Genomic DNA, 21,300 nt, shown 5'->3' on the forward strand with positions numbered 1-21,300 from the left:
CCCGCTGATCTCAACGCAGCATCGCCATCAGCTCCATCGGTGAGCGATGCTGTTTAATCAGATCGCGCATGACGCGCATATGGGGTGATGAGTGTTCAAAGAAGGCCTGATATCCCGCACACAGCACATTTTCCCCGTGAGTATCCCCATGCACCGGACAATCACCACGGTAAAATTGCGATAAGGAACATGACCGGCAACGCGCGCTCTGCGGTGAGGTCGATTGCCGTTCAATTTGCACCGTCAGACCGCACCATCGACGCAGCGTTTTATCAAAAAGCTGAATAGATACCCGATTAATATCTTCACGAACCCAGATATCAAATATCGTATTTAAAAACTGTCCCCACCCTTCTGGTGTGACAGATTCAGCCGTCAGGTTGCCTGCTTCATCGCGCTTAATCAGGGGGATAAACTGGACGAGACGAACATCTCCTTGTCGTAAATCACGGTACAATTCAATAGGTTGTAAACTCTTCTGGTGATCAATCACCACCTTTAAAATACCCTCACTAACATCCATGTCCTCACATACTGTCATGCAAAATTCCCGATATATACGATAAGTTGGCGAACGTGTGTTACAGCAAACAGTATTGCAAGGGATAACACCGCGAGGGAGATCATAAATTTGTCACGCACCGCACGAGATTCAGAAAAATCGCTATGCGTAACATCCATCAGGTTACGGCTGCGGGTATAGCGCCAGAGAATAATCGCCACAATTGCCAGCACTGCTATCGAAACCCAGAATAACGCTCCCGCCTGATGCCAGTTATGCTTAATCGCCAGCGCCATCAATGCGCCATAGCCTAGCAACGTACGAAACCAGGCCAGCGATGTCCGTTCCGGTTGTAGACCAGGGTCGGACTGGCGACGAGCCTTACGACTATCCGGCATACAGCACCAGCGCCATAACAATCACCGCCACAAGCGTCAACATAACGCTGATAATCAGCAGGCTGTTGGTGTACGGCATGTCCTCTTTCAGACGCATCGCCTTTTCATTTCGCAACCAGCGCAGATAACCGTAGATCGCCAGACCGCCCGCAAACAGACACAGCAACAAAGCAAGCGCCTCACGGATGACCGGCGTAGCAAAGTCCGGGGCCAGTTGATCAAGACCAACGCCCGCCGCCAGAAAACCCAGCGCAGTGCGGATCCACGCCAGAAACGTACGCTCATTTGCCAGCGAGAAGCGGTAATCCGGCGCTTCCCCAAGGCGGGAAATCTTCATGACGACTCCTTCAATATTGTCGTCTGGTCGTTATACCGGAACAGTGAAGAAGTATGAACCTGATTCGCCAACGAAAAGGAGCGTAATGTGATGAGGCAATGGAAAAGAGAGATGTGCTTGGTAATGGCGACTGGCGTCTTATCCGGCCTACAGTGAACGATGTAGGTCGGATAAGCGCAGCGCATCAGGCACTCCTGGATATGCTGGCTGGACAGGTCAGTTTTAACCTAATCCCCAGAAGAGCACCGCCAGCAGTTGCGGGGTAATAATGCGCAGGAACATCACCAACGGATAAACGGTGGCGTAGGAGAGCGCTGCTGCGCCACTGGTGGCATGCAGGTTGTTAGCAAATGCCAGCGCAGGAGGGTCCGTCATCGACCCTGCCAGCATGCCGCACAGCGTCAGATAATTCATTTTGGCAAAGATACGTGCCAGCAAACCGACAGTAATCAGCGGAATGGCGGTAATGAAAATACCGTAGCCCACCCAGCTCAAACCATCGCCCTGCGTCAGCGTATTCACAAAATCGCCGCCGGATTTCAGACCAACCACCGCGAGAAAGAGCACAATACCTAGCTCACGCAACGCCAGGTTCGCGCTGGGAGGCATAAACCAGTACAGCTTACCGATACTGCCAATACGCCCCAAAATCAGCGCCATAATCAGTGGTCCACCGGCCAACCCCAGTTTTAATGCCACCGGGAAACCGGGGATAAACAGCGGGATTGAACCCAACAACACCCCCAGCCCGATCCCGATAAACACCGGCAACATCTGCACCTGCTGCAGTTTTTGCTGTGCGTTACCCACAACATTGGCAACGGCATCAATCGACGAAGGTCGCCCCACCAGATTCAGGATATCGCCAAATTGCAGACTGGCATCGCTGCTGGCGACCAGCTCAACGCCCGCGCGGTTCAGACGGGAAATCACCACGTCGTAACGTTCTTTAAAGTGCAGGTCACGGATCCGCTTGCCAAGCACCTGTTCGTTGGTCACAACGACACGTTCAACGCGCAAATCCGTACCCCGCGTTGACAGTGAAGTGTCCACTTCCTGCCCAATAACCACCTTCGCATTATGCAGATCGCCAGGCTGTCCGACCAGGTGGAGCAGATCGCCCATCTGGATAATCGTCCCCGGCGACGGCACCATTAACGTTTCATCTCGCTTCAGGCGCGAACAGATGATTTTGTCGCTGTTCAGAATGGGGACATCCTGAATCGCCATATTGTTGAGGTTCGGGTTTTCCACACGAATGTTCATCGTCTGAATCAGCGTATGACCGTTGGTCAGCGTTGATTCATGCTGCTGAGCTTCGGACTCAACGTTCACGCGGAAAATGAGGCGCATCAGCCACATCGTGAGCAAAATACCGCAAATACCGAAAGGATAAGCCATGGCATAGCTCATCCCCATCTGATCGACCACATCCCCCGGCGTACCCAGATCGCGCAGAATTTGCTGCCCGGCACCCAGTGCGGGCGTATTGGTGACCGCGCCGGAGAAGATCCCCAGCACCACGGGCAGCGGAATCGCGAAGATCTTATGCAGAAGCGCGGTAACCAGCCCCCCGATAATCACGATCAGCACTGCAAACAGGTTCAGACGCAGTCCCGAAACACGTAGTGAGGCAAAGAAACCCGGCCCGACCTGGATACCGATGGTATAGACGAAGAGTATCAGGCCAAACTCCTGAATAAAATGCAGCATATCGCCGCTCAGGGTCATCCCTGCCTGATCGACAAAGTGTCCGACGATGATACCGCCGAACAGCACGCCTCCGATGCCAAAACCAACGCCCCGTACTTTAATGTTGCCGATCCATAACCCGACAACCGCCACCAATGCCAGAACGCTGACCGTCAATGCTATATCACTCATTCTTCTGTTCCCTGTGAATAACATCATTAAGTAAATGGATTCTCGCAGAGTACAGGCGCAATGTATGGGTGGTAAAGCACAAAAAAGCCCCGTCATTTCTGGCGGGGCAAAGGCTTGGAGCTATTTAGCTATTTAATGCGGGACGTTCGCTGATGACGATACGTTGTGGAGCGATGGTTTCAGGCTCATTTCGGGTCAAATCAATATGCAGCAAGCCATTGGTGAAGCTTGCGCCGGAGACTTCCATATTTTCAGCCAGCGTAAAGCTCAGGCTGAATGATTGAGTGACCAGCCCCTGATGCAACCATTTGATCTCTTTTTCCGGCTGCTGCGGCGTACCTTTTACGGTCAAACGCGTGCCTTCCAGTTGAATATCCAAATCTTCCTGGCGGAAACCGGCTAACGCAAGGGTAATGCGGTAGTGGTTATCATCGCTCTTTTCGATGTTATAGGGTGGGAAGCTTTGGCTTTCACCGGCGTTTTGTAATGCATTGGCCAGTTTGTCAAAACCGATCCATTGACGCAGCAGTGGGGATAAATCGTAGTTACGCATAATATTCTCCTTCTAAGAAGCGAGTAAGTACCTTTCGGCTCCCTGACGGCAAGCCTGTGTTTAGCAGGGCCGCGCAAGCGGCCCGACAGATAAATTAGTTGATTTCGATGCGGCGCGGTTTGTTCGCTTCAGGGATCACGCGCTCAAGCTCGATATACAGCAGACCGTTTACCAGGTTTGCGCCGCGAACGTGGATGTTCTCCGCTAACTGGAACTTGCGTTCGAAGTTGCGTTCGGCAATCCCCTGGTACAGGTAAGTACGTTCTTTTTGCTCGTCCGCATGCGCGCCTTTCACCACCAGCAAATTATCCTGCGCGGTAATTTCCAGCTCGCTTTCAGCAAAGCCCGCAACGGCAATTGCAATGCGGTAGTGGTTTTCGTCTACCAGCTCAACGTTGTACGGAGGGTAGCCACCATTGCTTTGGCCCTGGTTGTTTTCCAACAGGTTAAACAGACGATCAAATCCAATAGCAGAACGGTATAGCGGGGATAAATCAAAGTTACGCATAATCAATAGCTCCTGAAATCAGCGAGAATGTTGGACCTTCCATCTTGGACAGGTCAGGTAGCCAGGACACCCATCAGGCATGCCCTTCATTTGTCTACACCCTAAAAATGGGTCTTAATACAAACTTTTCAAGCGTACTCCTCTGACTTTTTTTGCAGTTTGTTGTCTATTGCATACACTGGGGGGAGCAGTCGTTATCGTTAAATCGCGATTGCCGCCACAGTGCGACAAGATGGTGATGTTATTTTCGCAACGGATCGCTTTAACTCACCATGCAAACACGATGATTAGCAGATGAAATAATGATGATAAAAAAAATGGTGTTAACACTGATGATGTGCAGCGGGATGGTTTTTATCAGCGGCTGCTCCAGCGTGATGTCACATACCGGAGGGAAAGAAGGGACCTATCCAGGCACCCGTGCCAGCGCCACCATGATTGGCGATAGCGATACGAACTGGGGAACAAAGTCGTTGGCTATTCTGGATATGCCTTTTACTGCGGTTCTGGATACGGTACTACTCCCGTGGGATCTCTTTCGCAAAGATAACTCGGTCCGATCTCGCGTAGAAAAGAGCGAGGAGAAAACGCAAGCCACCAACGCCGTTATCCCCCCAGCTCAAATGCCTGCGCCTTAAGTTAACGTCCGGTTTCTGTCACCCATAGCTGGCGGAAACCGTCGACGTCTTCCATCCATGCAACCTGTCGGCCATCAGGAGAGAAGACAATCGCATCTGCTGAAGGTGGGTTGCCATGGCTGGTCGTTAAAAATTCAATCTCTCCCGTCTGCGCATCGCAGCAGGCAATTCGGTTTTCCAGCACAAATCCCAGCCATCGCCCCGACGGATGCCAGTTGAATGCCGACTGAATATCCGTGGCGCTCCGGGTGAGTTGACGCGGCTCCCCCCCTTGCACGGCAATGAGCCATAACTGCACGATACCGTTGTCATCACGCATCAGAAACGCAATTTCGGCTGCCTGTGGATTGCTGCGTACCCAGTGGCGTGGTTGATTCACCAGCCCCGGGAAGGCGCGATCGTGAGTAAACGTCAGGCGGCGCTGAACGATGCTGGCTGGTGGCGCAGGCATTGTTGCTTCCGTTCCCTCCAGAGGCGCCTCACCAGGCTGTTTCCAGCCGCTTTCATGGCGTGGCAAATCAACGATAAACAGTTCCGGTACTTTTTCACCACTGACAGACAACGTATCGCCGATAAAGGCCAGCGTATGATTTCCTACCCAACCCTCTTCATAAGCACGGTTAATCTCATCGCTGCCCGGTTTGGGTTCCGGCGTAGTCTGACTGACCAGCACACACCAGTGGCTACCGCTGTACTCACGCGGGTGATCGGCTGACACAGTCACCGGGCCATAGGGAACCGCCACGCCAACGTTACGTAAATCCAGTGCCGGAGAACGCTCATGCAACACATGGTCGTTGTAGGTGAAGCTCACACACTCACCGTTCGGACTAAAGACATGCACATGACTACCGCCACGCAGCGCGCCTGGAGTATACGGCGCGGTAATATCCATCGCATCCAGATTCGCCACTGCGGTCTGGGTCGCAATCACACCACGGCGATGATGAAAATCGTAATGCCATGTTTCATCTGGGTTTTCTGGCCCATGAATAAAGACATACTGCTCAGACTTAGGATGAACGGTCACCACGCCGACATGTGCGCCTTGCGTAGCACGGTAAATGACCTCAACCTCGCCGTCCTGCACATTCACTCGCTCAATAGTTTCACCCGTAAATGACGCACCGGAAGGGCGCACGTCATAGACCAGCCACTGGCTGTCCGGTGTCCAGGTGTTGATATTGGTAATCTGATGATTACGCGCTGCAAAGGTGATTTGTTTCATGGCGGTGTCCCGGACAAAAAATACCGCTCCTTTTTACCACGCACAGCGCGTATCCCATAAGCCTTTAGCGGGCAGCAAGCGCATCAGCTTGCTGAGCGTTCACCGCCAAAGCGGGGAAGTCCTCGAACGTATAGTAACGAATGGGCGGCGGTAACCGCTCCATTGCTGTACCCGTCCACAGTTGCAGCTCTCCGACAGCATTGAGATCAACGCCCTGCCAGTGGTGCGGCAGCGCCAGTCGTTGCAGAACAGCCTGCTCGCCGGGCACGCGTGTCGGCAAACGATTATCCCCCATCTGATAGTTACGCCGCAGCACCAGATACTTTTCCGGCACCCGACGCCGACTGTTCCACCAGCGGCCGTCCAGCATATCGAAATGGAAACGGGTGAGTTCCGGCGACTGAGCGCCAAGATGGACCAGTGCCTGGCGAAGTGCCGTTCCCATCGCCACCTCGTATACCCCCTGAGAAACCGTTTGCCCCGCCAGAATCAGCGACACCGCCAGGCGGGCACCAAGCAGGTTGGAGTAAAGATCTTCTGGCGAAAAAGCAGAAACACCTTCAGAAAATCCGGGAACAGACTCAAAACCGTACCATTGCGCAATTTCATGCCACTCCGCGACCTGAAACGCCAGATGAGCGGCCAGCCAGGCTGCCAGCGTGTAACGTGCGACAGGATCGGTTGGTGGTCTAAAGGCATTAAACACTAACCGACGCTGAGCCAGTTCGCTATCCAGATCGAGCGTAAACGCCTGCCCCAGTTTCGGCAGGATCTGACTAAAGATATAGACCGTCATATCAGCGGTATCACGCACGTGGGCGGTATCAATAAAGCCACCGTGAGCGGTGTAGAGAATGCCGTTATTTTCACGGCTTAAGCCGGTCAGGTTTTCCAGCCCGGCCAGCATGCTATCGTTGTACTGATGCAATCCAAGGTGGTCCGCCGGGACCACGTTATCCAGCTGATAAAACGGTACCGGCATGCCCAGCAATTGTGCATGCAAGTTGTAGCCAAATGCACAGCAAGGACGTAACCCTTTAGGCAGTGGCTGTGGCGGCATAGCAGGCCACGCGGTGGTCGCCCTCGCTGTTGCCTGCGAAGCCAGATCTAATGCCACCGGTAGTGCCGCCCCAGCGCTGCCTGCGAGAAGTAATGCCAGTAACGACATGGTTTTCAGCAACCTGCTCAAAATGCCTCTCCGACCTGAAAATAGAAACCGCTACTGCCTTTACCGATGCCGTAATCCAGGCGTACGTTGACGCGTGGCTTGAATTCAAAGCGATAACCGACTCCTGCCGAGGGCAGCCAGCGTCCGTCGTCCAACGCACTAAATGATGGCCCCATGGTACCCGCGCCCAGCCAACCGACCACGCCGTGCCGCCAATCGAGCTTGCGGCGATACTCAAGTTGTCCGCTGACGACATTCTTATCCCGATAGCGCCCTTCGTAATAACCACGCATGCGTTGATTGCTACCGAGCAGCGGCATCATGTTCCACGGCACGTCACCCTGAGTAAAGGCACCGTCCATCTCCCATGCCAGTACGTCCTGGTCGTCCAGGGAGTGGTAACGACTGTAGTGCAACTGGTACTCATCAAACCGGGTATCGCTTCCCACATCGGGCGTATAACGGGTATAGCGTACGTCGGCATACTGCCCTTTACGCGGATTAGGGACGAAATCACGATCGTCCCAGCTCAGTTCCACGCTACTCCCGGAACTGAGAACCGATGCCCCCTGCGGCGTATTTTCAATTTTCGGTGGATCGTTGTCGTCCATTTGCGCAGCATGCTGCGCATTCAGCGACCAGCCGACGCCCAGATAGACATTAGGCGCAATCCGACGATACAACGTGGGGTGTAGATCCAGCACCTGAGCCGTATATTGCTGTTTTTGGCTGTCTTTATCTCCGGCACTAAATCCCTGCCCCCAGTACCAGGTTGGCGTATCGGTTAATGCGCCATTGAGAAAGAAACGCCAGCGATCGTCGGCGAAAAAAGCATAATTCTGCATCGTGATGCCAAAGGCCCCCGTTGAGCTAAAGTAGCCGCTCAGCGTCAGCGTCGAGTTTTGACTCACCGTATCGTTCGGATCGGGTCGATACATCCCCACCACTGCCGTCCCGATCCCCAGCCCCAGTTCCGGGGTATAAAACGGCCCCGGCATTACGCCCCAGTCGATACCTTTACTGGCGTTAAAGTTATCGCTGGCGCCCAGTGTATTCAGCCAGCCGTCAACCTCGTTGCGGGTCGGTAGCGCCGACTGAACGCATCCGGCAAACAGGCAGAAAAACAGAAGCAGGCCGATGCGCGTCAAAAACGGTACTCTCCCGCCATGAAAAAGCTATTACGGTCGGCGAAGCCAATTTCGGTGGTGATATTAACGTTGCGGGTCAACTCATATTGCGCGCCTACCAGCACGTTCCAGGGGGATTGCAGGTGCTGTTTAACATCGAAGCGACCATTGCCATCCTTGTTCGCAATATCCACCATTTTTTGCAATGCGGCAGAAGGCATTGTGAGATCGTTCAGGCTGCCGCTAAATTCTTGCTGCACATCCTGATACATGCTGCCCACCCACAGATTTAACTTGCCGGATGGCATGTGCAGGGCCTCCACGCCGGGAGTGGTAAAGCGATAACCTACACGTGGAGAGACGGTAAAGGCATTAATACTGCCATCAAGGATATCGAACTGTGTTTGCGTGTAGTTGGCATCAAAAGCCGTAAACCAGTTACCCACTCCGCCAACCAGAGTCGTCCCTACACCGTAGGTTGTGCCTTTAAAGTCGAGCTGAAATGCCAGATTCTGCAAATTGGCTGGTGTGCGGTATTTACGTGGTCCTTTGATTCCTACACCTATCTGCGAAACAGAGTGCCCGTCGGTATAGCCAATCAGACCATAGACGTTCATAAAGGGCAGCAGCCAGGCATCCAGTTTTAAGGTTTCGGTTTTACTTCTCTCCCGGGTGTTGCCGACGTTGATTTTAAACGCGTTATCCAACGAGTGACCGCGCAGGGAAAGACCGTTGAAATTGATGCTGTCTACATTAATGTTTTGCCTGATATTCATGTAGTTAATATTCACACCAAACGGCTCAGGCAGCTCATAGCCACGTTTACGTGCCTCCTCACCTAAAAACGGCAAAACAGAGTGGCTTGCGGTTGGTTTAGCCACGGGTTTTGTCGGCAAAGAAGTAGCCTGACCATCGTCCTGATAGTCATACAGCGGTGTCAATGTTGAGCCAGAATCCGTCGCAGCCCAGGCGTGAAAAGCCAAACAGGAAGACGTCATCAACACCAGGCGGATGCGTGTGTTAGTCATAAGGAAACATGGTTGCAGGCAGAAATCGCCCGAATATAAAAGAAGGGGGGAGAGTATAGAAGTTACGTGCTAAGTGGGGGGATTAATGTGCGATTTCACATCTGATAATACAAACATGATTTTTATAACATTCTTAATGTTTTATGCCTGGCCGAAGCCAGGCATAACGTGTATCAGGAGAGAACGTATTTCTCAATCGCCCAGGCTACACCATCTTCAAGATTGGATTTCGTCACGAAGTTAGCCACTTCTTTCACCGACGAAATAGCATTATCCATTGCAACGCCTACGCCTGCGTATTCGATCATCGCGATATCATTTTCCTGATCGCCAATCGCCATAATCTCTTCCGCTTTAATGCCCAACGCATCAGCCAGCGATTTTACGCCCGTTCCTTTATTGACGCGTTTATCCAGAATTTCGAGGAAATACGGCGCACTTTTCAGCACGGTGTACTTCTCTTTTACCTCTGCTGGAATACGCGAGATGGCTTTATCGAGGATCTCTGGTTCATCAATCATCATCACTTTCAGAAACTGGGTCGCCGGGTCCATGTTCTCTGCTTCACAGAACACCAGTGGGATGGTCGCGACAAAAGACTCATGCACCGTGTAGTAACTGATATCACGGTTGGCGGTATACAGCGTATTGCGATCGAGTGCGTGGAAATGCGAGCCGACCTCCCTGGAGAGTTGCTCCAGGAAACGGTAATCATCATAGCTCAGCGCGGTTTGCGCGACGGTACTCCCGTCTCCGGCTTTCTGCACCAGTGCACCGTTGTAGGTAATGCAGTAATCACCGGGTTGTTCCATATGCAGTTCTTTCAGATAGCTGTGAACGCCAGCATACGGGCGCCCCGTGGTCAGTACCACATTCACACCTCGCGCGCGTGCCGCGGCAATCGCCGTTTTAACCGCAGGTGAAATGGTGTGATCGGGCAGCAGAAGTGTGCCATCCATGTCGATAGCAATAAGTTTGATAGCCATGAGTTCCCCGGATTAAATGAGTCCGTCCTCATGCTAACGCGATTCCGCTCAAAAAACAGCTACGAAAAGGGGGATAGAAAGGGGAATCGGGATTCCCCTTTTGTAGATTGGTTGTCGTTTGTAGGCCTGATAAGCAACGCGCCATCAGGCACAATACAACGTCTTGCCGGATGGCGGCATAAACCGCCTTATCCGGCCTACAGATTGGCTTAAATATCGATATTCGCCGCTTTCAGGGCGTTTTCTTCGATAAATGCACGACGCGGTTCAACAGCATCACCCATCAGGGTGGTGAAAAGCTGGTCAGCGGCAATCGCATCCTTCACCGTAACGCGCAGCATACGGCGGCTTTCCGGATCCATCGTGGTTTCCCACAGCTGTTCCGGGTTCATCTCGCCCAGACCTTTATAGCGCTGAATCGCGAGGCCGCGACGGGACTCTTTCACCAGCCAGTCCAGCGCCTGCTCGAAGCTGGCAACCGGTTGACGACGCTCGCCACGTTCGATAAACGCATCGTCTTCGATCAGGCCACGTAGTTTCTCACCCAGCGTGCAGATACGACGGTATTCGCCGCCGGTCACAAACTCGTGGTCCAGCGGATAGTCGGTATCAACGCCGTGCGTACGCACGCGGATCACCGGTTCGAACAGGTTCAGTTCAGCGTCTTTACGCACAAAGCTGTTCCAGGTGCTGCCGTGTATTTCGTTTTCATTCAGCACGTTAACCAACTGGGAAACCCAGGCCGTCACTTTCGCTTCATCAGCAAGATCGGCTTCAGCCAGCGTCGGCTGGTAAACCAGTTCCTTCAGCAGTGAGCGCGGGAAGCGGCGCTCCATACGACCAATCATCTTCTGCGTGGCGTTGTACTCAGAAACCAGTTTTTCCAGCGCCTCACCCGCCAGCGCCGGCGCGTGGGCGTTGGTGTGCAGCGTGGCACCATCAAGGGCGATAGAAATCTGGTACTGATCCATCGCTTCATCATCTTTGATGTACTGTTCCTGCTTGCCTTTCTTCACTTTGTACAGCGGCGGCTGCGCAATGTAGACGTGACCGCGTTCCACGATTTCCGGCATCTGACGATAGAAGAAGGTCAACAGCAGCGTACGGATGTGCGAGCCGTCGACGTCCGCATCGGTCATGATGATGATGCTGTGATAGCGCAGTTTATCCGGGTTGTATTCGTCGCGGCCGATGCCGCAGCCCAGTGCGGTGATCAGCGTCGCCACTTCCTGAGAAGAGAGCATCTTGTCGAAGCGCGCTTTCTCAACGTTAAGGATCTTACCCTTCAGCGGCAGAATGGCCTGGTTCTTACGGTTACGTCCTTGCTTTGCAGAGCCGCCCGCAGAGTCCCCTTCCACCAGGTACAGTTCAGAGTGGGCCGGGTCGCGTTCCTGACAGTCTGCCAGTTTGCCCGGCAGGCCCGCTAAGTCCAGCGCGCCTTTACGGCGGGTCATTTCACGCGCACGGCGTGCCGCTTCACGGGCACGTGCCGCATCAATAATTTTACCGACGACGATTTTCGCGTCAGACGGGTTCTCAAGCAGGTATTCGCTCAGCAGCTCGTTCATCTGCTGTTCTACCGCCGATTTCACCTCTGAAGAAACCAGTTTGTCTTTGGTCTGAGAGGAGAATTTCGGATCCGGTACTTTTACCGATACGACAGCAATCAGGCCTTCACGGGCATCGTCACCGGTGGCGCTAACTTTCGCTTTTTTGCTGTAGCCTTCTTTGTCCATGTAGGCGTTCAGGGTACGGGTCATCGCCGCACGGAAGCCTGCAAGGTGAGTACCGCCGTCACGCTGCGGAATGTTGTTGGTGAAGCAGTAGATATTTTCCTGGAAGCCGTCGTTCCACTGCAGCGCGACTTCCACACCGATACCGTCTTTTTCGGTGGAGAAATAGAAGATATTTGGGTGAATTGGCGTTTTGTTCTTGTTGAGGTATTCAACAAACGCCTTGATGCCGCCTTCGTAGTGGAAATGGTCTTCTTTACCGTCGCGCTTGTCGCGCAGACGAATAGAGACGCCGGAGTTCAGGAAGGACAGCTCGCGCAGACGCTTCGCCAGAATGTCGTATTCAAACTCAACCACATTGGTGAAGGTTTCGTGGCTTGGCCAGAAACGGACCTGGGTACCGGTCAATTCTGTTTCGCCTGTTACCGCCAGCGGTGCCTGCGGCACACCGTGCACGTAAGTTTGCTGATGCACTTTGCCTTCGCGGCGAATCACCAGCTCCAGCTTCTGCGACAGGGCGTTAACCACGGAGACACCTACGCCGTGCAGACCGCCGGACACTTTATAAGAGTTATCATCGAATTTACCGCCTGCGTGCAGCACGGTCATGATAACTTCCGCTGCCGAAACGCCCTCTTCCGGGTGGATACCGGTTGGGATACCACGGCCATCATCGGTAACGGACACGGAGTTGTCAGCGTGAATCGTTACCACGATATCTTTACAGTGACCCGCGAGCGCTTCGTCGATAGCGTTATCTACCACCTCGAATACCATGTGGTGCAGACCGGTGCCGTCATCCGTGTCGCCGATATACATACCCGGGCGCTTACGCACCGCATCCAGTCCTTTCAGGACTTTGATACTGGAGGAGTCATAAGAATTCGACATCAACGTTTCTCGCTCATTTTATCTTGGGTTAATCCGTTATTTTACCCTTTTCCACGGTAAACATCTTCGAATTTTCATCGGACATGTCTATAACGTGTTCAGCGCTGATTGCGCTGACAAAGACCTGAGATTGCGTGGCTTTTAAGCGGCTGGCCAGCAGTCCGCGACGCGCATCATCCAGTTCAGAGGCAAAATCATCTATCAGGTACAGGCAGCGCCGACCGCTTTCACGGGTCAGGTACTCCCCTTGCGCCAGACGTAAGGCGCACATCAGCAGCTTTAGCTGCCCACGCGACAACGTGTCTTCCACCGGCGCACCATCGGCGCGTATACGGAAATCCGCCTTATGCGGGCCGTGCGCAGTGTAGGTCAACATGCGATCGCGTTCAAAACTACGTTCCAGCACTTCAGCGTAGTCGCTCTCTTTCTCCCAGCCGCGCTGGAAAGAGAAAGAAAGGGAAAACTCAGGAAGAAACTGCTGACAGGTATCCGCCATATCCTGTGCGATACCGGCGCTGTACTCCGCGCGCCAGGTGCTGATCTGTTCCGCCAGCGGGATCAGTTCTTTATCCCACGGACGCAGTTGCTCATAACGACTCACCTGGCGCAGCGCCGCGTTGCGTTGCTTGAGCAGACGCTTCAGGTTGCTCCAGGCGGTGAAAAATCCAGCTTCATTGTGAAAGCATCCCCAGTCAAGGAACGCTCTTCTGTATTTGGGGCCGCCGTTGAGTAAAGTAAACCCTTCAGGCGTTATCAGTTGCATCGGCATCAGGTGCGCCAGTTCCGCGACCTTATGCCCGTCAGTGCCATCAATGCGTACTTTACTGTCGCCCTGTTTGTCTTTCGTCAGGCCAATCGAGGTCTCACGTTCTTCCCCCTGTAAACGCCCGTGGAGGACAAACGATTCCTGCTCGTGGCGAATCACGCGGCCAATTTGCAAACTACGAAACGCGCGGCCATGGCCAAGCGTGTAAATTGCCTCCAGCACGCTGGTTTTGCCACTGCCGTTAGCGCCAACCAGAAAGTTAAAGCCGGGAGATAAAGCGAGATCCGCATTTTCAATATTGCGGAAATCTTTAATCAGGAGTCGGGATAGCGACATATCAACTCATAACCAGGGCGTTATCGTCGCAGTTAGTCTGGTTACGGCCAGCGCACAGCAACCGGAGCGTACTGAAGTACGTGAGGATTGCGAGCACTGCCCGGAGCCAGAATAACAAGTAAGATAGCCCGATATTCTTTACAGGCGCATAGGCATGACGACATAGGCTGCAGATTGTGACGCTGCATCTTCAATCTGTACGCTCGATACGGAGTCGGTCAGCATAATGCGCACATTTTCACACTTCAGCGCATTAAGTACGTCCAGCACGTAGCTGACGTTAAAACCGATTTCCAGTTCAGTGCCCGGATAGGTGACGTCGAGGATCTCTTCCGCCTCTTCCTGTTCCGGGTTGTTAGCCGTGATTTTGAGCTGATTTTCACTGACATACAGACGCACGCCGCGGAATTTCTCGTTAGAGAGGATTGCCGCACGAGCAAACGCCTGTTTAAGGATATCGCAACCGGCTTCCAGATGTTTGTCCGGATTCTTCGGCAATACGCGGCGATAATCCGGGAAACGACCGTCAACCAGCTTGGAAGTGAAGATAAAGTCGCCCACATGTGCGCGAATGTTGTTGCTACCAATCTGCACGCGCAGCGGATTGTCACCGCCGTCGAGCATACGCATCAGTTCAATAACACCTTTACGCGGTACGATCACCGAATGGTTAGGCAGGGACTGACCAACCGGCATAGAACAAACGGCCAGACGGTGACCATCGGTCGCCACGGTACGCAGCTCTTCGCCTTCGGTTTCAAACAGCATACCGTTTAAGTAGTAACGCACGTCCTGATGCGCCATCGAAAACTGCGTGGCTTCAATCAGGCGCTTCATCGTAGCCTGCGGCAGGGTGAATTCGACTTCGCTCTGCCAGTCATCCAGATTCGGAAAGTCAGCAGCAGGTAATGTGGACAGCGAGAAACGGCTGCGACCAGAACGCACCAACATACGGTCGCCTTCCAGTTGAACGGCAATTTCCGCACCTTCCGGCAACCCACGACAGATGTCGAAGAATTTACGCGCCGGAACGGTGGTTGCACCAGGCTCATGCGCCTGGATCAGCGCCACGCGTGCCACCATCTCCATTTCGAGATCGGTACCGGTCAGAGAAAGCGTTCCATCCGCAACCTGTAGCAACAGGTTTCCGAGGATCGGCAGTGTAGGACGACCACCCAGCGGGCCGCTGACCTGCTGAAGCGGTTTTAATAAATGTTCACGTTCAACGGTAAATTTCATAGCGTCACGAAGATAATGTTCTGATTAAATTGGAGAAATCTTCTTTAATATCATGGCTTTCTTCACGCAACTGCTCAATCTTGCGACAGGCATGAAGCACGGTAGTATGGTCACGCCCACCAAACGCATCGCCAATTTCCGGCAGACTGTGGTTAGTGAGCTCTTTTGCCAGCGCCATCGCCATCTGGCGCGGACGAGCTACCGAGCGAGATCGACGCTTAGAAAGCAGATCCGCAATTTTGATTTTGTAATACTCCGCCACCGTCTTTTGAATATTGTCGATGGTGACCAGCTTTTCCTGCAAAGCCAGCAGATCGCGCAGCGCTTCACGCACAAAATCGATAGTAATCGCCCGGCCAGTAAAGTTAGCGTTGGCGATCACGCGGTTCAGTGCGCCTTCCAGTTCACGCACGTTAGAGCGTAGGCGCTTGGCAATAAAGAACGCCACCTCACCCGGCAGACGAATGTCATTTTCGTCGGCTTTTTTCATCAGGATCGCGACGCGGGTTTCCAGTTCAGGTGGTTCGATCGCGACGGTCAGCCCCCAGCCGAAGCGGGATTTCAGACGATCTTCAACGCCATTGATCTCCTTCGGATAGCGATCCGATGTCAGGATGATCTGCTGATTACCTTCCAGCAGGGCATTAAAGGTGTGGAAAAATTCTTCCTGCGATCGTTCTTTATTGGCAAAGAATTGAATATCGTCAATCAGCAACGCATCAACGGAACGGTAATAGCGTTTAAACTCTTCGATCGCATTGTTTTGCAGGGCTTTAACCATGTCCTGCACAAAACGCTCGGAGTGCATATACACCACCTTTGCGTTCGGCTTACGCGCCATAATGCCGTTACCTACCGCGTGCAGCAGGTGGGTTTTACCCAGACCTGTACCGCCATAAAGGAATAACGGATTGTAGGCGCCACCAGGATTGTCCGCCACCTGACGTGCCGCCGCGCGCGCCAGTTGGTTAGATTTACCTTCAACGAAGTTATCAAACGTATGTTTGACGTTGACGTTAGAGCGATAGGTAGGCTCTGCCGGGGCCGGCACGTTATCCCAGCCGGGGCGCGCCGCCGGAGCGGCTCGTTGCGGTTGCACTTGTTGAGCCACATGCGCAGGCGTAACAATGTTATTCACCGGCGTCTTCAGCGTTTGCGTGACAGGTTTAGTGCCAACTTCAAAACGCAGCTGTGGGGCATCCGCTCCGCAGAAATTATTCAGCAATCCATTAATATTATTGAGGTATTTATCCCTTACCCAATCGAGCACAAAACGGTTTGGCGCATACAAAGCCAGCGTGTTATCGCTCAGTTCCGCCTGCAACGGGCGTATCCACATACTGAATTCTGTGGCTGGTAACTCATCCTGCAATCGGGCAAGACACTGCTGCCAAAGCGAAAGTGACACGGCGGACTCCACTCGAACAAAAGTCGATAAATGACAAAGGCTGAAACATTCATGATTGTTGACGCACATCGACAAGACCCTATGCAAAGGGTGACGTGCGAATTGCTATCTGCAATTTTTACCCGATCAGGATCCATTGAAACGATCAGGACCGCGGATCATAGCGTAAACTGAGAAAGAGATCTTCTGTTTCTCACAGATTCTTCCCGATTTATCCACAGGATGATCCAGAATCGGCTAAGTGTAAACGATCCTGGAGAAGTGCTGCAGGTTTTCGCGCGCATATTGAAAAAATTAATGAGTAAAGATGCTTTACTGCTTAAACGATCTAATAAAGATCCCGAGCGATCCTTGCGCTTTATCCACCAGCCCGTATAATTCTTACCCCCAGCGAGTAATGGCCGCCTTACGGCGTCAACGCTGCCTGTTTTTTACACAAAACCACGTGAAAAAAAACGGGATATAAGGAAAGAGAATTGACTCCGGAGTGTACAATTATTACAATCCGGCCTCTTTAATCACCCACACTGTGGCGTAAGTCGTTCGAAATTCGTTCGGGTATACGCAAAAGTCAGTGAATTTATTCAAGTTTAGGTAGAAATCGCCATGAAACGCACTTTTCAACCGTCTGTACTGAAGCGCAACCGTTCTCACGGCTTCCGTGCTCGTATGGCAAATAAAAATGGTCGTCAGGTTCTGGCACGTCGTCGTGCTAAAGGCCGTTCTCGTCTGACCGTTTCTAAGTAATAAAAGCTAGCCCCTGAGTGGTTAAGCTCGCATTTCCCAGGGAGTTACGTTTGTTAACTCCCACTCATTTCACATTCGTCTTCCAGCAGCCACAACGGGCTGGCACGCCGCAAATCACCATCCTCGGCCGCCTGAATTCGCTGGGGCATCCCCGTATCGGTCTTACAGTCGCCAAGAAAAATGTTAAACGTGCGCATGAACGCAATCGGATTAAACGTCTGACGCGTGAAAGCTTTCGTTTACGTCAGCACGAGCTTCCAGCAATGGATTTCGTGGTGGTGGCGAAAAAAGGGGTTGCCGACCTCGATAACCGTGCTCTCTCGGAAGCGTTGGAAAAATTATGGCGTCGCCATTGTCGCCTGGCTCGCGGGTCCTGATAGCCCTCATTCGGGTCTATCAACGCCTGATCAGTCCGCTGCTTGGGCCGCATTGCCGTTTCACTCCAACCTGTTCGAGCTACGGAATTGAGGCATTGCGCAGGTTTGGAGTGATAAAAGGCAGTTGGTTGACGGTGAAACGCGTATTAAAATGCCACCCTTTACACCCTGGTGGTGACGATCCCGTCCCGCCCGGACCATTTGATACCAGAGAACACTAACGATGGATTCGCAACGCAATCTTTTAGTCATCGCTTTGCTGTTCGTGTCTTTCATGATCTGGCAAGCTTGGGAGCAGGATAAAAATCCGCAACCTCAGGCCCAACAGACCACGCAGACAACGACCACCGCAGCGGGTAGCGCCGCCGACCAGGGCGTACCGGCCAGTGGCCAGGGGAAACTGATTACGGTTAAAACTGACGTGCTTGATCTGACCATCAACACCCGTGGTGGTGATGTGGAACAGGCTTCACTGCCAGCTTACCCGAAAGAACTGGGTTCTACCGAACCGTTCCAGTTACTGGAAACCACACCACAGTTCATCTACCAGGCACAAAGTGGCCTGACAGGTCGTGACGGCCCGGATAACCCGGCTAACGGCCCGCGTCCGCTGTACAACGTCGAAAAAGACGCCTTTGTACTGGCAGACGGTCAGAACGAACTGCAGATCCCGATGACCTATACTGACGCAGCGGGTAACACATTCACGAAGACGTTTGTTCTCAAACGTGGTGAATATGCTGTCAACGTTAACTACAGCGTGCAGAACGCCGGCGAGAAACCGCTGGAAGTCTCCACCTTTGGCCAGCTGAAGCAATCCATCAATCTGCCATCTCATCGCGACACCGGTAGCAGCAACTTTGCGCTGCACACCTTCCGTGGCGCGGCGTACTCCACGCCGGATGAGAAGTATGAGAAATACAAATTCGACACCATTGCTGAAAACGAAAACCTGAACGTCAATGCTAAAGACGGCTGGGTTGCAATGCTGCAACAGTATTTCGCCACGGCATGGGTTCCGCGTAACGACGGCACCAACAACTTCTATACCGCTAACCTGGGTAACGGCATTGCCGCTATCGGCTATAAATCACAGCCGGTACTGGTACAGCCTGGCCAGACTGGCGCGATGACCAGCACCCTGTGGGTCGGCCCGGAAATTCAGGATAAAATGGCGGCCGTTGCACCGCACCTGGATCTGACCGTGGACTACGGCTGGTTGTGGTTCATCTCTCAGCCGCTGTTCAAACTGCTGAAGTGGATCCATAGCTTCCTGGGTAACTGGGGCTTCTCCATCATTGTTATCACCTTTATCGTTCGTGGCATCATGTACCCGCTGACCAAAGCGCAGTACACCTCCATGGCGAAGATGCGTATGCTGCAGCCGAAGATTCAGGCTATGCGTGAGCGTCTGGGCGATGACAAACAGCGTCAGAGCCAGGAAATGATGGCCCTGTACAAAGCTGAGAAGGTTAACCCGCTGGGCGGCTGCTTCCCGCTGATCATCCAGATGCCAATCTTCCTGGCGTTGTACTACATGCTGATGGGCTCCATTGAACTGCGTCATGCGCCGTTCGCTCTGTGGATCCATGACCTGTCTGCACAGGACCCGTACTACATCCTGCCGATCCTGATGGGCGTGACGATGTTCTTCATCCAGAAGATGTCTCCGACCACCGTGACCGACCCGATGCAGCAGAAGATCATGACCTTTATGCCGGTCATCTTCACCGTGTTCTTCCTGTGGTTCCCGTCAGGTCTGGTGCTGTACTATATCGTCAGCAACCTGGTAACCATTATTCAGCAGCAGCTGATTTACCGTGGTCTGGAGAAACGTGGGCTGCATAGCCGCGAGAAGAAAAACTCCTGATTCGGTGTTTGCCGGATTAGGCGAAGCCGCCATCCGGCAAACGGAACATAAAGTAAAGGGCGGTCATTTTAGACCGCCTTTTTTATTGTATTAAGAAGAGACAAACCATGAGCCATAACGACACCATCGTCGCTCAGGCCACCCCTCCAGGACGTGGTGGCGTGGGTATCCTGCGTATCTCCGGCCTGAAGGCGCGTGAGGTCGCAGAAACCGTACTGGGGAAACTGCCAAAACCACGCTATGCCGACTACCTGCCGTTTAAAGACGCGGATGGCAGCGTGCTGGATCAGGGGATTGCGCTGTGGTTCCCTGGCCCGAACTCCTTTACCGGTGAAGACGTCTTAGAGCTTCAGGGTCACGGCGGTCCGGTCATTCTCGATCTACTGCTTAAACGTATTCTGACCATTCCCGGGCTGCGCATTGCCAGACCCGGCGAGTTCTCTGAGCGCGCATTTCTTAACGATAAGCTCGATTTAGCCCAGGCTGAAGCCATTGCCGATCTGATCGACGCCAGCTCTGAACAGGCGGCACGCTCGGCGCTGAACTCCTTACAGGGCGCATTTTCTGCGCGAGTTAATCATCTTGTGGAAGCGCTCACTCACCTGCGCATCTATGTGGAGGCGGCGATTGATTTTCCGGATGAAGAAATCGACTTCCTGTCTGACGGCAAGATTGAAGCCCAGCTCAATAGCGTTATCAGCGATCTTGATGCTGTGCGTGCCGAAGCGCGCCAGGGCAGCCTGCTGCGCGAAGGGATGAAGGTGGTGATTGCCGGGCGTCCTAACGCCGGGAAATCAAGCCTGCTGAACGCGCTGGCAGGCCGTGAGGCGGCCATTGTCACCGACATTGCCGGGACTACCCGCGACGTACTGCGTGAGCATATCCATATCGACGGTATGCCGTTGCACATCATCGATACCGCCGGTCTGCGCGACGCCAGCGATGAAGTTGAACGCATCGGTATCGAACGCGCCTGGCAGGAGATCGAACAGGCCGACCGTGTACTGTTTATGGTTGATGGCACCACCACCGACGCAGTTGACCCGGCAGACATCTGGCCAGACTTTATTGCGCGTTTACCGGCAAAACTGCCGATCACCGTCGTGCGAAACAAAGCGGATATCACGGGTGAAACGCTGGGTCTCAGCGAAGTAAATGGCCACTCACTGGTTCGCCTCTCTGCGCGTACCGGCGAAGGCGTTGATGTGCTGCGTAACCATCTCAAACAGAGCATGGGCTTTGAAACCAATATGGAAGGCGGCTTCCTGGCGCGTCGTCGTCATTTGCAGGCACTGGCAGAAGCGGCGGAACATCTTCAGCAGGGCAAAGCCCAACTACTCGGAGCATGGGCCGGAGAATTGCTGGCAGAGGAGCTGCGTCTGGCACAACAGAACCTCAGTGAGATCACTGGAGAATTTACTTCCGACGATCTGCTGGGGCGGATTTTCTCAAGTTTCTGTATTGGTAAGTAATTATTCAGATATTGGCCATTAATGAAAAATCCCGCCAGCACGTTCTCTGGCGGGAACTACGTAAATCATCATTTCATCGACAGCAATTTTTCATAGCTGGGATA

21 protein-coding genes and 1 other annotated feature are annotated in these 21,300 nt (G+C 53.1%); of the genes, 6 read left to right on the plus strand and 15 right to left on the minus strand.

Going from position 1 to position 21,300, the window contains the following annotated elements:
- Positions 1-10: 10 nt before the first annotated feature.
- From FDX19_RS07160 to ibpA, 6 genes are all read right to left on the minus strand, one after another.
- Positions 11-541, minus strand: a complete 531-nt coding sequence (locus tag FDX19_RS07160; RefSeq protein WP_170974357.1) for a radical SAM protein — start codon at positions 539-541, stop codon at positions 11-13.
- Positions 538-900: a DUF202 domain-containing protein gene (locus FDX19_RS07165; RefSeq protein ID WP_137382181.1), complete on the minus strand. Its 363-nt coding sequence runs from the start codon at positions 898-900 to the stop codon at positions 538-540. Before FDX19_RS07165 ends, FDX19_RS07160 begins: the two co-directional genes overlap by 4 nt.
- Positions 890-1,237, minus strand: coding sequence for a YidH family protein (locus FDX19_RS07170; RefSeq protein ID WP_005121491.1), 348 nt, complete (start codon positions 1,235-1,237; stop codon positions 890-892). Before FDX19_RS07170 ends, FDX19_RS07165 begins: the two co-directional genes overlap by 11 nt.
- Before the next feature lie 222 nt (positions 1,238-1,459).
- Positions 1,460-3,121 (minus strand): putative transporter, encoded by a 1,662-nt coding sequence (locus tag FDX19_RS07175; RefSeq protein ID WP_137382182.1) that lies wholly within the window; start codon positions 3,119-3,121, stop codon positions 1,460-1,462.
- Positions 3,122-3,245: 124 nt separating this feature from the next.
- Positions 3,246-3,674, minus strand: a complete 429-nt coding sequence (gene ibpB / locus FDX19_RS07180; protein WP_137382183.1) for a small heat shock chaperone IbpB — start codon at positions 3,672-3,674, stop codon at positions 3,246-3,248.
- Between the two features lie 94 nt (positions 3,675-3,768).
- The gene (gene ibpA / locus FDX19_RS07185; RefSeq protein WP_040231504.1) at positions 3,769-4,182 is read right to left on the minus strand and encodes a small heat shock chaperone IbpA; all 414 of its coding nucleotides are present in this window, start codon (positions 4,180-4,182) and stop codon (positions 3,769-3,771) included.
- Positions 4,176-4,248, minus strand: a sequence feature (ROSE (Repression Of Heat Shock gene Expression) occurs in the 5'-region of heat shock genes and acts as an RNA thermometer to modulate expression.). It overlaps the preceding gene by 7 nt.
- Before the next feature lie 239 nt (positions 4,249-4,487).
- Between ibpA and FDX19_RS07190 the strand changes: the two genes are divergently transcribed.
- Complete coding sequence (locus FDX19_RS07190) at positions 4,488-4,820, plus strand: YceK/YidQ family lipoprotein (RefSeq protein WP_170974358.1); 333 nt, start codon at positions 4,488-4,490, stop codon at positions 4,818-4,820.
- A 1-nt stretch (position 4,821) separates the two neighbouring features.
- Here the strand turns inward: FDX19_RS07190 and FDX19_RS07195 are convergent, their stop codons facing one another.
- From FDX19_RS07195 to dnaA, 9 genes are all read right to left on the minus strand, one after another.
- Positions 4,822-6,048 carry a DUF3748 domain-containing protein gene (locus FDX19_RS07195; RefSeq protein WP_137382185.1) on the minus strand — a complete coding sequence of 409 codons (1,227 nt, stop codon included), beginning with the start codon at positions 6,046-6,048 and terminating at the stop codon, positions 4,822-4,824.
- A 64-nt stretch (positions 6,049-6,112) separates the two neighbouring features.
- Entirely contained in the window at positions 6,113-7,237 is a 1,125-nt protein-coding gene (locus tag FDX19_RS07200; RefSeq protein ID WP_137382186.1) for a DUF4056 domain-containing protein, read from the minus strand.
- A complete protein-coding gene (locus FDX19_RS07205; RefSeq protein WP_249357535.1) occupies positions 7,234-8,355 on the minus strand; it encodes a BamA/TamA family outer membrane protein in 1,122 nt (373 codons plus the stop codon). Before FDX19_RS07205 ends, FDX19_RS07200 begins: the two co-directional genes overlap by 4 nt.
- 5 nt (positions 8,356-8,360) lie before the next feature.
- The gene (locus tag FDX19_RS07210) at positions 8,361-9,371 is read right to left on the minus strand and encodes a hypothetical protein (RefSeq protein WP_137382188.1); all 1,011 of its coding nucleotides are present in this window, start codon (positions 9,369-9,371) and stop codon (positions 8,361-8,363) included.
- A gap of 173 nt (positions 9,372-9,544) precedes the next feature.
- Positions 9,545-10,357 (minus strand): sugar-phosphatase, encoded by an 813-nt coding sequence (yidA, locus tag FDX19_RS07215; RefSeq protein WP_137382189.1) that lies wholly within the window; start codon positions 10,355-10,357, stop codon positions 9,545-9,547.
- Between the two features lie 209 nt (positions 10,358-10,566).
- A complete protein-coding gene (gene gyrB / locus FDX19_RS07220; protein ID WP_137382190.1) occupies positions 10,567-12,981 on the minus strand; it encodes a DNA topoisomerase (ATP-hydrolyzing) subunit B in 2,415 nt (804 codons plus the stop codon).
- 28 nt (positions 12,982-13,009) lie between these two features.
- On the minus strand, positions 13,010-14,083 hold the full coding sequence (gene recF, locus FDX19_RS07225; RefSeq protein WP_137382191.1) for a DNA replication/repair protein RecF: 1,074 nt from the start codon (positions 14,081-14,083) through the stop codon (positions 13,010-13,012).
- Between the two features lie 138 nt (positions 14,084-14,221).
- Entirely contained in the window at positions 14,222-15,322 is a 1,101-nt protein-coding gene (gene dnaN, locus FDX19_RS07230) for a DNA polymerase III subunit beta (protein WP_137382192.1), read from the minus strand.
- 4 nt (positions 15,323-15,326) lie between these two features.
- Positions 15,327-16,730: a chromosomal replication initiator protein DnaA gene (gene dnaA, locus FDX19_RS07235; RefSeq protein WP_137382193.1), complete on the minus strand. Its 1,404-nt coding sequence runs from the start codon at positions 16,728-16,730 to the stop codon at positions 15,327-15,329.
- Positions 16,731-17,336: 606 nt separating this feature from the next.
- Here dnaA and rpmH point away from each other — a divergent pair.
- From rpmH to mnmE, 5 genes are all read left to right on the plus strand, one after another.
- Entirely contained in the window at positions 17,337-17,477 is a 141-nt protein-coding gene (gene rpmH, locus FDX19_RS07240; protein WP_003023858.1) for a 50S ribosomal protein L34, read from the plus strand.
- A gap of 17 nt (positions 17,478-17,494) precedes the next feature.
- Positions 17,495-17,854: a ribonuclease P protein component gene (gene rnpA / locus FDX19_RS07245; RefSeq protein ID WP_003844432.1), complete on the plus strand. Its 360-nt coding sequence runs from the start codon at positions 17,495-17,497 to the stop codon at positions 17,852-17,854.
- A complete protein-coding gene (yidD, locus tag FDX19_RS07250) occupies positions 17,818-18,075 on the plus strand; it encodes a membrane protein insertion efficiency factor YidD (RefSeq protein WP_003023846.1) in 258 nt (85 codons plus the stop codon). Before rnpA ends, yidD begins: the two co-directional genes overlap by 37 nt.
- A gap of 2 nt (positions 18,076-18,077) precedes the next feature.
- A complete protein-coding gene (yidC, locus tag FDX19_RS07255) occupies positions 18,078-19,724 on the plus strand; it encodes a membrane protein insertase YidC (RefSeq protein WP_003023844.1) in 1,647 nt (548 codons plus the stop codon).
- A 107-nt stretch (positions 19,725-19,831) separates the two neighbouring features.
- Positions 19,832-21,196, plus strand: a complete 1,365-nt coding sequence (gene mnmE, locus FDX19_RS07260) for a tRNA uridine-5-carboxymethylaminomethyl(34) synthesis GTPase MnmE (RefSeq protein WP_137382194.1) — start codon at positions 19,832-19,834, stop codon at positions 21,194-21,196.
- Positions 21,197-21,300 lie beyond the last annotated feature (104 nt).

The organism is Citrobacter sp. wls619 (assembly GCF_005281345.1).
Lineage (GTDB): Bacteria > Pseudomonadota > Gammaproteobacteria > Enterobacterales > Enterobacteriaceae > Citrobacter.

Bases quoted from the DNA above. Each gene is read 5' to 3' on its own strand.
- FDX19_RS07170 (WP_005121491.1), bottom strand. From the start codon at position 1,237: ATGAAGATTTCCCGCCTTGGGGAAGCGCCGGATTACCGCTTCTCGCTG.
- recF (WP_137382191.1), bottom strand. From the start codon at position 14,083: ATGTCGCTATCCCGACTCCTGATTAAAGATTTCCGCAATATTGAAAAT.
- yidA (WP_137382189.1), bottom strand. From the start codon at position 10,357: ATGGCTATCAAACTTATTGCTATCGACATGGATGGCACACTTCTGCTG.
- FDX19_RS07210 (WP_137382188.1), bottom strand. From the start codon at position 9,371: ATGACTAACACACGCATCCGCCTGGTGTTGATGACGTCTTCCTGTTTG.
- ibpA (WP_040231504.1), bottom strand. From the start codon at position 4,182: ATGCGTAACTTTGATTTATCCCCGCTATACCGTTCTGCTATTGGATTT.
- FDX19_RS07175 (WP_137382182.1), bottom strand. From the start codon at position 3,121: ATGAGTGATATAGCATTGACGGTCAGCGTTCTGGCATTGGTGGCGGTT.
- FDX19_RS07190 (WP_170974358.1), top strand. From the start codon at position 4,488: ATGATAAAAAAAATGGTGTTAACACTGATGATGTGCAGCGGGATGGTT.
- FDX19_RS07160 (WP_170974357.1), bottom strand. From the start codon at position 541: ATGACAGTATGTGAGGACATGGATGTTAGTGAGGGTATTTTAAAGGTG.
- rpmH (WP_003023858.1), top strand. From the start codon at position 17,337: ATGAAACGCACTTTTCAACCGTCTGTACTGAAGCGCAACCGTTCTCAC.
- dnaN (WP_137382192.1), bottom strand. From the start codon at position 15,322: ATGAAATTTACCGTTGAACGTGAACATTTATTAAAACCGCTTCAGCAG.
- FDX19_RS07195 (WP_137382185.1), bottom strand. From the start codon at position 6,048: ATGAAACAAATCACCTTTGCAGCGCGTAATCATCAGATTACCAATATC.
- ibpB (WP_137382183.1), bottom strand. From the start codon at position 3,674: ATGCGTAACTACGATTTATCCCCACTGCTGCGTCAATGGATCGGTTTT.
- gyrB (WP_137382190.1), bottom strand. From the start codon at position 12,981: ATGTCGAATTCTTATGACTCCTCCAGTATCAAAGTCCTGAAAGGACTG.
- yidC (WP_003023844.1), top strand. From the start codon at position 18,078: ATGGATTCGCAACGCAATCTTTTAGTCATCGCTTTGCTGTTCGTGTCT.
- yidD (WP_003023846.1), top strand. From the start codon at position 17,818: ATGGCGTCGCCATTGTCGCCTGGCTCGCGGGTCCTGATAGCCCTCATT.
- FDX19_RS07165 (WP_137382181.1), bottom strand. From the start codon at position 900: ATGCCGGATAGTCGTAAGGCTCGTCGCCAGTCCGACCCTGGTCTACAA.
- mnmE (WP_137382194.1), top strand. From the start codon at position 19,832: ATGAGCCATAACGACACCATCGTCGCTCAGGCCACCCCTCCAGGACGT.